At 48.8% G+C, this 13688-nt stretch carries 3 protein-coding genes; all 3 read right to left on the bottom strand.

The genetic code is table 11. The annotated features are described in order from the left end of the window. Positions 1-1596, bottom strand: a 1596-nt coding sequence (locus tag J7E26_RS17805) for a condensation domain-containing protein (protein WP_214804227.1), incomplete at its 3' end; no start/stop codon positions are given. Between the two features lie 15 nt (positions 1597-1611). Then, positions 1612-9309, bottom strand: coding sequence for a non-ribosomal peptide synthetase (locus J7E26_RS17800; RefSeq protein WP_214804226.1), 7698 nt, complete (start codon positions 9307-9309; stop codon positions 1612-1614). Between the two features lie 25 nt (positions 9310-9334). After that, the coding region (locus tag J7E26_RS17795; protein WP_214814440.1) for a non-ribosomal peptide synthetase at positions 9335-13688 on the bottom strand (4354 nt) is incomplete at its 5' end.

The raw sequence follows: 13688 nt of genomic DNA, 5'->3' as shown, positions 1-13688 counted from the left end.
GGCCAGCACCGAAATCACCATCTCCGGCGAGCGCTCAGCGAGCACGCCGATGATGCTTTCTTTGGCAGCGCCTTTTTTCCGCAGCTGTGCCGCGAGCCTGTCTGAGTACTGATCAAGCTCGGCGTACGTCAGCACACCGCCCGAAAAGCGGAGCGCCGGAAGCTGCGGCGAAAGAGCGGCACGGCGTGTGAACAGCGTATGAAGCGTCGGAGCCGGCGGTTCAAGCGCCTCTGTTTTATTGAATGTAGCCAGCATGTTTCTGGCATCATTCTCATCGAGCAATGATATTTGGGATGCGCGTATTTCCGGATCAGCGATGACAGAGCTGATCATATGCCGTAAATATGTTTCGATTTTTTCCATGATGGCAGGGTCATACACCCCAATATCAAAGTTCAAACGAACATAAAGAGAGCTTCCCGGAATGACTTTTATGCTGCAGCCGTAGTTGGTGACCTCCTCCATCGTGAAGTCCTCGACTGAAAAATCAAATGCGCCGGCTTGGCTCATCCCCTCAATTTCACGTTGGGCGGGCACGTTTTCAAACACGATAATATGGTCAAACAGCTCTTGCTTCAAAGCGCTTTGTGCCTGAATGTCATATAGAGGATAATAGCTGTACGCTTCGGCCTTCAGCGTTTCATTTTGTAAATGGCTGACCAGTTCCAAAAAAGAAAATGATCCGCTCTTGACCCGCACGGGAATCGTATTAATAAAAAGCCCGACCATTTTTTCTACGCCTGCGAGATCAGACGGCCGCCCGGAAATAACTGAACCGAAGACCGCATCATCACAGCGGCTGACACGCTGTAACAAAACGCCCCATAGCGCCTGGAACACCGTGTTCAGTGTCGCGCCCGCTTTCGATGCAATGTTCTTCAGTCCATTTGTCTGCTCTTCAGAAATGGTAAATGCAGCTTGCTGCAGCTCCCCCTTTGAAGAGGATGATCTTTTTGGAAGCGAGGCTGTTTGCTGCACATCGAGAAGCCTCTTTTTCCAAAATGCCTCCGCTTCTTTGCGATCCTGCCTCATCAGCCACTTAATGTACTTGCCATAAGGCTGAACAGGCTCGAGAGAAGGAAGCTGTCCTTCTCCAAGAGATTGATAGATATTCAGAAATTCCTTCATAACAATTCCAAAGCACCAGCCGTCCATTAAAATATGGTGGTGGCTCCAAACACAAACGTAACGATCAGGCGCTTTTTTCAGGATAGAGACTCTCATGAGAGGGTCCGATTGTAAATCAAAGCCTTTGTCCTTATCTTCTTTTCTGAATTCATCGGCAAACATCTCTTGAGCCTTCTCATCTAAATGAGAAATATCAACAAACTCAATGCGGGTCGGCCTGCTTTTCAAAACGACTTGGCGGGGCTTTGCTACGTTCTTGTGAATAAATATCGTACGGAAAATATCATATCGATCAAAAATAGCGTCTATGCTTTTTTGAAACCGTTCCCGGTGAAGCCGCCCGTTTATCGTAAAGACCGCTTGTTCAAAGTAGGCTCTTGAGTCTTGATCTAACAGAGAATGAAAAAGCATGCCCTCCTGCATAAAAGATAAGGGATATATATCTTGTATTTCCGGTTGCTGCCCCATAGCGTCTCTCCTTTTCTATAATTTATTGACGGCTCCCATGATGTCACTCAGATCTTCCAGCGTTAACTCATCATCACTGAAGTCAGCAGCGCTCCATTCACGCTCCTCTTTGCCTGTGCAATGATTGATGATCTGTTTGAGACCAGTATGAAAATGGTCGGCCAAAGCTTGTATCGTTTCTTTTTGATATTGAAAATGGTTATACACAAAATTCATGCTGAGACACTCTGATGATACGGAACCGCTAATATCAAGAATATACGGCCGTTCCCAATCAGGACTGATTTCATTCCCTGCTTTCACGGAGGAAACCTCGAATCCGCTTGACCGGATTTCCTGATCAAACTGCCCTAAATAGTTAAAACTGATTTCAGGGGAAGCAGAATCGGTTTCCTCCCAAACTTTGTTTATATATTTCAGCACCCCGTAGCCTGCTCCCTTATACGGAATGCGCCGCATCATGTCTTTCGTCCGTTTAATGTGATAACCGAGCCGCTCACTGTCATCTGCTTGCTCCGGAAGATTTGCATCAAGCAACACAGGATAAATGGAGGTGAACCAGCCGATGGTCCGGCTTATATCGAGATCGTCTATATGTCCTTCTCTTCCGTGGCCCTCCATGCTGATTTTGAATTGATCACTGCCGGTCCATTTGTTGAGCGCAAGGCCTAGCGCTGCAAGCAATAAATCATTCGTTTCTGTTGTGTACGCCTTGTTTGCCTCAGTTAACAGCTGCTCTGTCTCCTGTTTTGTCAATCTGATCGTAATGGCGCCGGTATCTTTAAGAAGATTCGAAGAAATGCCGGCGTCTTTCGGAAGCGGTTTGGCGATTGCTTCTTCTCTTTCAGACCAGTAATTGATTTCCCGCAACAGCCGGCTGCTTTTCGCATAGTCAGTTAATTGCTTGGCATAGGTCAGATAAGAATCGGTTTTTGCCGGAAGCACCGCTTCTTTCCCTTCCTTCGCCAGCCCGTAACCCGCGGTGAGGTCTTCAAACAGAATCCGCCAAGACACACCGTCAATGACAAGATGATGAATGGCAAGCAGCAAATGATCGCCGTCAGAGGCATGAAATAAACCAACTGAAACAAGAGGCCCCGTTTCCAGCCGAATGGATGTTTGAATCCGATCCGCAGCCCGTTCAATCAGCGCACGTTCATTTGCTAATGTCCCGGATCCTCTGACGTCAAGCGCTTCAAACGTAAAGAGCTCCTCTTCAGGAAGGTTTTCAGCTCTGTTGTACTGAAGCGGTGAGCCGTCTTTACTGCCGCATACGATCCGTAATGCATCATGATGAATCACCAACCCGGCCAGCGCCTTTCTCATAGCGGTTATATCGAGCCGTTCCGCGCTGTGCAGCATAACTGACTGATTGAAATGATCGCTGGATACTGATTGAGAAAAGAACCAATGCTGAACAGGCGTCAATGGTACTTCGCCGCTGACGGGAGCCTGATCGATCACGCGCCGGACTTTCCGGACCTGTGCTGACAGCTCACCAAGCGTCTGATGCTCAAACAGCTCGCGAACCGTTGTCTCGTAGCCCTCTTGCTTCAGCCTCGCGCATACCTGCAGCGCTTTAATCGAATCTCCGCCAAGATGAAAGAAATGGGCGTTTACACCGAGTCCTTCAACCCCTAAAAGCTCTTCCCAAATCCCGGCCATCATCTGTTCGATTTCATTTCTCGGACTGATATCATTGCCGGAACTTTCGTTTAATTCCGGTTCCGGGAGAGATTTTTCGTCCAGCTTGCCATTAGCTGTCAGCGGCAATTCATCAAGCTGCACAAACCGTGCAGGAATCATATATTCCGGCAGAATAGATCTGAGAGAGGCGCGAATGTCTGCTTCATTGAGCTTCTGCTCTTCATTTGCAGATGCATAAGCAAAAATGGATTGCTGTCCATGCTTATCAGATCTCGTAATCACAGTTGCTTCTTTGATGAAAGGAAGTTCTTGAAGGGCGGACTTAATTTCTCCTAATTCAATCCGATGCCCTCTGACTTTCACTTGCGCATCTTTTCTTCCGGCGTATTCCAGTTCCCCGTTTGAAAGCCTTTTGGCGATGTCTCCCGTCCGGTATAAACGCTCGCCCGGCACATGAGGATTTGAAACGAATCGGGAAGCGGTCAGTTCATCCCTGTTGACATAACCTCTTGCGACTCCTTCTCCGCCGATATACAGCTCGCCCGGAACTCCGATAGGCTGCGGATTCATATAGGCATCCATTACATAAGCCTGAAGAGTCGCCAGCGGCTTCCCGATATTGCTTTTATTTCTTTGAATATCGTCAGAGCCCAGTTTTTTGCAGGTAACGTGCACGGTTGTCTCTGTAATGCCGTACATGTTCACTAGTTCCGTTTCCGGGTACTTTTCTTTCCAGCTTTTCAGCATGCCCGGCTGCAGCGCTTCACCGCCGAAAATGACATACCGCAGCTTCAGCCGGTCTGAATGCTCAGCCTCTGCATGGATGAGTCCGGAAAAAGCCGTAGGCGTCTGATTCAGCACGGTCACTCCTTCGTTTTGTAAAAGCTGCCGATAAACATGAGGATCACGGGCTGTTTCTTTCGGCACGATGATTACCTTTCCGCCATGTAAAAGAGCGCCGAAGATTTCCCAGACAGAGAAATCAAAGCAATAGGAATGGAACAAGGTCCAAACGTCCAGAGGCCCGAAGTCAAACGGCAAACTCTCATGTGTAATCAGGCTGATGACATTGCGGTGTTCTACCATGACGCCTTTAGGTTTTCCTGTTGTGCCCGATGTGTATATCACATAAGCCGGCTGTTCAGGATCAATAGGCTGACGCAATCTGTCTGCTGAAACGTTTTCAGTCGCATCAATATATAAAACACGAAGTTTGCTGCTTTCAGTCTTTTTCAGACCCGATTGTGTCAATAGGACACGCGCGCCGCTGTCACTCAGCATAAATGCGATACGCTCGTCCGGATAATCGGGATCGATAGGCAAATAAGCGCCTCCCGCTTTTAAAATTCCAAGGATTCCAATCAGCATCTCCGGTGAACGTTCGGTCATCAGCCCGACAATTTGTCCGGAGCGGACGCCGTTTTCCGTCAGCATAGCCGCGATAAGCTCGGCCTTTTCATTGAGCTCACGGTAAGTGATCCGGTCGTCAGCCATCACGGCTGCTATTTGATCCGGCGCTTTTTCAGCCTGTTTTTCAAATAAACTGATGATGGTTTCATTTCTCGGATATTCAGCCTTTTGATGATGTGCTTCAAGAAGACCGCGCCGCTCTTTTGCATGAAGCATGTGAATGTCGGACAGTTTCCGATCCAGATCTCCCGCAATATTTCCTAACAGCTCTTTAAAATGATCAGCCCACCGTACGATCGTCTCTTCTTCAAACAATGCGGTGCTGTATTCAAAATGAAAATGCATCGTGCCATCCGGCCGCTCTTGTGCATGCAGCGTCAAATCAAACTTGGACATGTCATGCGGCACTGTTTGTGATGAAATGGTTAAGCCCGGCAATTCCACCTTGAAATCATCACTGTTTTGAACGACAAGCATCGCGTCAAAAAGCGGATTGCGGTTGACTTCCCGGCGAGTATCAAGCTTTTGGGCAAGTTCTTCAAACGGGAAGTCTTGATGTTCGACTGCAGCAAGAGCCAGCATTTTCACCTCTTCTAAATAGGCGCGGAATGTTTTATCACCTTTCGGCTTGCTTCTCATTGCAACTGTATTCACAAACATGCCGATGATCCCTTCAAGCTCTGCACGGCTCCTTCCGGCAGCCGGTGAACCGACGACAATGTCCTCTTGTCCGCTCAATTTTGAAAGGAAAAGCGAATAGCTTGCCAAAAGCACCATATACAAAGTCGATCCCGTTTCATCCATTAGCAGGCGCAGCCTGTCCGCCGTTTCCTTATTAATGCGGGCGGTAAAAGTGTCTCCGCTGAAATCAGGGAGCAGCGGCCGCTTTTTATCAAGCGGCAGATCAAGGATCGGGATGTTTTCACCCAGCGTATCCAGCCAAAAGCCTTCCTGTCTGCTGAACTCCCCGGCAGTAAACTGTTCATTTTGCCAGACTGCAAAATCCTTGTATTGAAGCGTTAAAGGAGGCAGTTCTTTTCCTCTGTATAGATCCGAAAATTCTTGAATAAGCGTACCCATTGACACGCCGTCTGCGATGAGATGATGCATATCGAGCAGCAGATAGTGGCGGTCCTCACTTAATTCGGCTACACTCGCCCTCATGAGCGGTGCTTTTTCAACATCAAACGGCTTGACGAAAGTGTCTGCCGTCTCATGAAGAAGAGACTCAGATGCTATTTGAAATTCAGCCAGATTCAGCTCTGCATGTGAACTGACGTACTGCATCGGTTCCCCGTCCCGTAAAACAAACGAGGTGCGTAATGCTTCATGTCTATTCACCAGCTCTGTAAAGGCTTCTTTCAGGCGGACCCGATTAAGCTTTCCGCGCAGCTCTAAAGCGACGGGCATATTATAGCTCGTACTGTCTGCCGCAAGCTGATGAAGGGCATAAAGTCTTTTTTGCGCAAAAGATAACGGGTATAACTCCTTTGCTTCCGCAGGTTTAATTTCCGAATAGCCCCCTCTTTTTTCGCGTTCGAGGACACGGGCCATGCTCTCAATGGTCGGATGCTCAAATACATTGCGGATCGCAAGTTCAATCTTCAGCCGTTTATGTATTTTTGATACGAGAGCAGCAGCTTTAAGCGACTGTCCTCCCATCTGGAAGAAATCATCTCTAATACTGATCCGCTCCCGTTTCAGCACCTCTTGCCAAATGGTAAGAAGCTCAGTCTCAAGCAAAGTCCGGGGAGCTTTATACACACCGGTTCTTTCGGCTCCGACAGGCTCCGGAAGAGCGGACCGATCAAGTTTCCCGCTCTCTGAAAGCGGCATTTCCGCCATTTTGGTGAAACTTCCCGGTATCATATAAGCAGGTAATGTCCCGGCAAGCTCCGCATGCGGATCAAACTTCATGTTTCCGTTTTGCAGCACGACATACGCCGCAAGCTCCTGTTCTCCGTCAGCTGCGCCGCGCACGGTGACAGCCGCTTCTTTCACGCTTTCTATGCTGCGGATTGCCGCTTCAATTTCTCCTAATTCAATTCTGTAGCCCCTTACTTTCACTTGATCATCAAAGCGTCCCAAATATTCAATTGTTCCGTCCGGCAAAAAGCGAGCTGCATCCCCTGTTCTGTACAGCCGTTCACCTTCATGAAACGGATGGGCGGTAAAGGCTTGAGCCGTCAGCTCCTTCTGATGAAAATACCCTTTGGCCAGCCCTTTTCCCGCAATACACAGCTCACCGGCAGCACCGATCGGCTGAAGCTTTTCACCGTGCATGATATAGACGGAAGTGTTGGCGATCGGACGCCCGATTGTAATCCGGCTGCTTTTTTGAAGATGACGAAGGATCGTTGTTGCTACACTGTTTTCCGTCGGCCCATATTCGTTGATCAGCTCGGCATCAGGGCAAATTTTACGGCTCGCTTCAAGTAAATCAGGGGTTACGGCCTCCCCGGCAAAAGTCACCGCGCGGATCGTCTTCGCATCTTCTTTAGTCAGCGTGTCCAGCAGTACGCGGTACAAGGACGGAACGATAAGAAGGTGGCTTACCCCGTGACGGGCGATTTTCTGTTTGAGCGAAAGCACGTCCTTTGCGTCATCATCATCGGTCAGCAGCACACAGGCACCTGACAATAGCGGTGTGAAAAGACTCGTTAACGAGCCGTCAAACACATATGAAAAGAGATGAAGCGCCATGTCGTTGCCGGACATGCCGTATTCTTCACGTCTCCATTGCAACGTATTGGCGATGGCTTTGTGTTCTGCAAGCACCCCTTTCGGCCGGCCCGTGGTGCCGGAGGTATAGATGATGTAAGCCCAGTTTGCACTGTCAGACACCGGCCCAAGCGGAGCTGTTTGCTGAGATGCCGTTTCTTCAATTGTGACAATGCTTCCCTTAAAATCTGAAGGAATAAGGGGAAGAAGTTCTTTTTCAGTAACGAGCAGTGAAGCTTGGCTGTCCCGAATCAGAAAAGAAATCCTTTCAGGCGGATATTCCGGATCAAGCGGTATATAGGCGCTTCCGGCCTTCCAGATTCCGAGAAGTGCGGCCGCCGTTTCCTTAGACCGGCGCATCATAACAGCAGCAGCCTGATTTGGGCGGGCACCTTTTTCTGCTAATGCGCGTGCGATTTGGTTTGCCCTTTCATCCAATTCCCTGTAGCTCCAGCTCGTTCCGTTAAATCTCAATGCCTCATTCTCAGGCGTTTTTGCCGCCTGCTCTTCAAACAGCTCGTGAACTGTTTTCTCCGGGTATTGCCGCTTCGTGCCGTTGAAGGAATGAATCATTTTTTCCTCCTCAGGCGGCACCAGGCTGATGCTGGACAAAAGTCTGTCGGGATCAGACAGCACGGACGAAATGACTTCATTTATGTGTCCTTTGATCCGAATCATGTCTTCCTGATCGTAAATTTCAGCATTGTAGCTGAATTTTACATAAAACTCTTCTCCGGGCACGATGACCACATTCAGATCATAATTGGTTTCCTCCGCCATAGAAAAGCCCTCAAGATGAAGAGCGTTTCTTTCTGTCTCCTGCCAGCCGTTTACAGCATCCTGCATGTGAACGGGGTAATTTTCAAAGACGAGAATGTGGTTCAATAAGCCTTTTTGTAAGCCGCTCTCGTTTTGAATGTCATAAAGCGGATAATAACTGTGCTCTTCAGAAGCGAGTGACTCTTTTTGCACTTGCTTCACAAGTGAAGAAAAAGACATATTCTCCGAAGCACGAACCCTCACAGGCACCGTGTTAATAAACAGCCCGGCCATTGCTTCAATGCCGTCAATCGCTGACGGTCTTCCGGAAACGACAGAACCGAATACCGCATCATCGGTGTTGTTGTAACGGTGAAGAAGAAGCCCCCAGATGCTCATAAATAAGGTGTTCAGCGTCACGCCGGACTGCCGTGCTAAGTCAGTCAGCCTTTGAACGGTTTCAGGCTCGAGCGAAAATTGAAAATGCTCCGATGTATAGCGGTTTTCCGCTGCTGTGTTTTTCCAAGACGGGACAGAAGCAGTCTCTCCGTAACCGCTCAAATAACGCGACCAGAAAGCTGACGTCTCCTCTTTGTTCTGCCGGCGAAGCCAAGTGATGTAGTTGCTGTAAGGCGCCGGACTGCCAAGAGAGGCAGGCCGGCCGTTTCTTATTGCATAATACATGCGGAAGAAGTCTTTCAGCACTATGCCCAAACTCCAGCCGTCCATCATGATATGATGGTGAGTCCAGACGCATGTATGGCGGTTTTCTCCCGTACGGAAAAGAGTGAGGCGCATTAAGGGGCCTTTCTGTAAATCAAACCCCTTACGCCGATCTGTTTCCTTATGGCTGTTGATGATCGCTTGCTGCTGTTTCTCTGTTTTAGCAGAAATGTCTTCCGTCTGAACGGTGACATTCCGTTGTGAAAGAACAACTTGCTGCGGTCCGTCGAGATCAGGCACCTCTTTTATGAAAATCGTCCTGAAAATATCGTAGCGGCTGACAAGCATATCCAAGCTTTTTTGAAACGAATCAATACATAAATCCCCGCGGATAGTAAACGAAATCTGCTCAACATAAGCATTTGAGCCGGAATGAAGCAATGAATGAAACAGCATTCCTTCCTGCATATATGATAAAGGGTAGATATCTTGAATTTCTGTCGCTTGTGTCACGAATGCCACACACCTTTTTGTGAAATTAAAGTCCTTTTACGAGATCTGCAATGCTTGATAGTGCCTGAGAGGTCAATTCCTTATTGCTGAAATCACTCAATGTTTTTTCCCGTTCTTTCTTGCCGGAACAGTGTGTAATGATGTCTTTGAGATGGTTTTGGAAGCTGTCCATAAATGATTCAATGGCACGTTCTGCAAATACGCCGGTATAAACGGCTTTCACCTCTAGCCGGCCGTTAATCACCATGGCATTGATGTCCAAGTCAAATTCCCGCACCCGTTCGTCTGCTATGTCATGCTGCGGCTGATACGGCGACATCTTCAATGTGTCTTCAAGACCGTCAAAAGTTCCGAAATAATTAAAGCTCACTTCAGGATCTCGATGGTGAATATTTCGGGAATATCTTAACAGCCCGTATCCGGTCCCCTGATGAGGCACCCGTCTCATCATATCTTTTACCGCTTTAATGCGGTAAGCGGTTTTTTCACTTGAATCACCCGGGACCCTCATATCTAAAAGCACCGGATAAATAGACGTGAACCAGCCGGCTGTTCTTGAAATATCGATCTCAGGAATATGTCCTTCCCGCCCGTGCCCTTCTGTACTGATAACGGACTTCTCGCAGCCCGTCCAGTCAGTCAGCGCCATTCCAAGCGCGGTTAAAAGCAGTTCATTAACGTCTGTGCCGTAAGCCTGCTGTGTTTCAAGCAGAAGCTGATTTGTAAGCTCGCCGCTTAATACGTAAGATACAGTGCGCGCCTTTTTTTGCATTCTTTCAGAAACGTCATCATGCACTTTCGGCAGCGGAGCTGTTTCAAAAGACATAACCTTTTCCCAATAAGCAGCTTCTGCTAGCAGCTCCCTGCTTTTTGAAATCTTGGAAAGACCGGCGGCATAGGTTAAGTAAGAATCACTTTTAAGCGGTAATTCAATTTTTTTATGCTCTAAAGCCTGCTGATAGGCTGTTTGCAAATCTTCAAGCAGAATTCTCCACGAGACGCCATCTACGATAAGATGATGGATGGTGATGAGCAGATGGTCGGCTTCCTTGAGCTTAAAAAGCCCGATATGAAGCAGCGGCCCTTGGTCTAAACGCATCGCTTTTTGAATTTCTTTTTCCTCAGCCGCTATTCGGTTCTCAGGCTGAGTTTCACCGGTAAGATCTATGATCCGCATGGTAAACGCTTCTTCATTTTCTTGGGCAACGCCGCGATTATATTGATGGATATGTCCGTTCTCATCTTCAGCAAACACCATCCGCAGCGCGTCATGATGTTCTGTCAAAGAGCGAGCCGCTTGACGCAGGGCATCAACATAAAATCTCTCTTCACTGCACAGCATGACTGATTGATTGTAATGAAGATCAAAAGCACCGGGTTCTTCAAAAAACCTCTGCTGCACCGGCGTAAGCGGAGCCTGTCCTTCTGCCGGCCCCTGATCAGCGGCTGACACAGCCTGTGTAAGATGCTGCGCGAGCTCTTCGATGGTTGGGAACTGGAACAAATCACGAATCGACATGCTCCAGCCTTCTCCGGCGAGGCGTGCTGACACTTGGAGCGCTTTAATTGAATCTCCTCCAAGTTCAAAGAAAGAGTGACGTATACCTGCTTTTGGAATATGGAGCACATCCTCCCAAATTCGGCATAACATCGCTTGTTTATCATCGATCGGCGCGATAAATGACTGTGATATGTTTATCTCTCCTGCCGGCAGTGCCTCTTTATCAAGCTTGCCGTTAAGTGTCAGCGGCATGCTGTCTAAGCCGATAAAGTATGCCGGCATCATATAAGCAGGGAGCTCCTGCATTAAGGACTGACGAAGCGCTGAGGTATCGGCTTCTTTAGGAACGATGTATGCCGCTAAACAGGCTTGTCCTTCCGCATCTTTTTGAACGGTAACGGCAGCCTCTTTTACTTCGCTGTTTTGAAGGAGCACACTTTCAATTTCTCCCGTCTCAATTCTGTACCCTCTGATTTTCACCTGCTTATCGATACGGCCTTGAAAACGAAGAGTGCCGTCCGGAAGCCAGCAGGCCTGATCTCCGGTTTGATACAGCGTTTGTCCTTTTTGAAACGGATCGCTGAATGCGGATTCTGTCAGATCAGGCTTTCCCCAATATCCTTTGGCGACGCCTTCTCCGCCGATATAAAGCTCTCCCGGCACGCCGATGGGCTGAACTTGCTTGTCTTTGTTCAGCACATACATTTGTACATTCGGGAGCGGAATCCCGATCGGCACATCATCTACCCGCGGCTCTCCGCTCATTCTGACTTCATAATAAGCGGAATCAATCGTTGCCTCTGTTACGCCATAGCTGTTGATGATACGCATTTCCTCTCCGAAGCGTTTATGGAGTGTGTAGAAATCCTGCGCCTTGATCATGTCTGAACCTAACACCAGAAGCTTCAGATCCGGCAATGGCAGTTTCCGGCGATATACATATTCCATAAAGGGAACAATGAGTGCCGGTGTCGACTCCATGAATGTGATGTGCTGCTCGTTGATAAGCCGGCAAAGCTGTTCAGGCTCGATCCGGACGTCATCCGGACAAATTACAAGCGTGCCGCTATTAAGCAAAGCCCGCGCAAGGTCTCCTGAAAAGACATCGAATGAGAAACTCGCCATTTGCAGCACTCTGACCGGCATATGCTCCAGCTCATAAATGCTGCGCCAAGCAAGGGCCGCATGAGTGAAATTGCGATTTCTTACTTCGACTCCTTTTGGCGTTCCCGTTGTTCCCGAAGTATAAATGATATATGCGCTATCTTCCGGTGACGCTGTCGGGTCAAGATTCTCCGTACAGAAATCGTATTGATTTTCATCCTCAAGCTGAATGTGGAAAACGTTGTTTTCCGCCAGCCGTGCCGCGAGTTCTTGATATTCCGCCTGCACGAAAAGCACAGATGCCCCGCTATCTTTTAATAAGTACCGGATCCGTTCCTCCGGATAATGGGAATCAACAGGAATATATGCGCCTCCGGCTTTCATGATGGCAAGAACGCTTACGATCGCTTCAATCGAACGATTTGCTAAAACCGCTGCTCTTTTTCCAGGGCCGAATCCGTTTTTTTGCAGCGTTCGCGCAAGCTGATTCGCTCGTTCATTCAGCTGAGAATAACTGATCTGTTTTGCCCCTTCAATGACGGCAGGGTGCTGAGGCGTTTCCTCTGCTTTTTCCTCAAATAACTGATGAAATAGTTTGTGTCTCTCCGGGAAAACGATTTGTGTATCGTTGAAATCGATCAGCATTTTACGTTTTTCCTCATCGTTCAGTATTGCAGCTCTTGAAAGTTTCGTTTCCGGCTCAATGGCAATATGGCGCAAGAGCTCCATCAAGTGCCCCATCCAGCGCTCGATCGTCTCTTTTAAGAAAAGTTCAGTGCTGAATTCCATTTCGAAATCGATTTCTCCCTTGAATTCAAGCGCTGATAAAGTAAGGTCGAAGCCGGACACTTCATGTGCAAAAGTATTGGAACGGGTCACTTGAAGCCCTGCCAGCCTCATATCCTGCTTCTCCATATTTTGAAGAATAAACATCGCGTCAAACAGAGGATTGCGGCTCATATCCCGCTGCATACCAAGCTGCTCAACAAGCTCCTCAAACGGGTAATCCTGGTGCTCGAAAGCGTCAAGCGCCGTTTTGCGCACTTCCTCTAAGTAGTCTGTGAACCGTTTGCCGCCTTTTGGCTGAGTCCTGATAGCGAGCGTGTTGACGAACATGCCGAGAACCGGCTCAAGGTCTTTATGCGGCCGGCCGGCAATCGGTGAGCCAACGATGATGTCTTCCTGTCCGCTCAGGCGCGCAAGCAGTGTATTGTAAGCGGCGAGAAGCACCATATACAGCGTGGAACCGTGATCCCGGGCGATGCGGTGGAGGCCCGCTGCCGTTTCCGCATCAAGCGTACAGGACACCTTATCGCCCGCAAAGCTTCTGACTGCCGGACGGGCTTTGTCAGCCGGAAGCTCCAGCACAGGCAGCTCTCCGTCGAGCTGCTTCAGCCAGTAGGCTTCCTGCTTCTGATACGTCTCTCCTTGTTTAAACTCCCGCTGCCATACGGCATAGTCTTTATATTGAATGCGCATCGGCGCAAGCGTCCGGCCTGCGTACAGCTCCCCGAATTCACGGATGAGCGTGTTGACAGACACGCCGTCGGAAATAATGTGATGCATGTCCGTCAATAAGAGATGGCGCTCATCTGTTTCCTTGACGAGAGCGGCCCTGAAAAGCGGCGCTTCATCAAGGCGGAATGGACGGACGAAGGCTTCCGCTGATGTTTCATCAGTCAGATTGAACGATACTTTGTCATGGATGCGCTGCACGGGTTCGCCGTCAGGGCCCGTTTCAAAGGAAGTTCTGAGAGACTCGTGGCGCTCGATC

Source organism: Bacillus sp. ISL-51 (genome assembly GCF_018613535.1).
Taxonomy (GTDB): Bacteria; Bacillota; Bacilli; order Bacillales; family Bacillaceae; genus Bacillus.
Note: the sequence above shows the minus strand (reverse complement) of the source record. Positions and strands in the feature narration are given on the sequence as shown.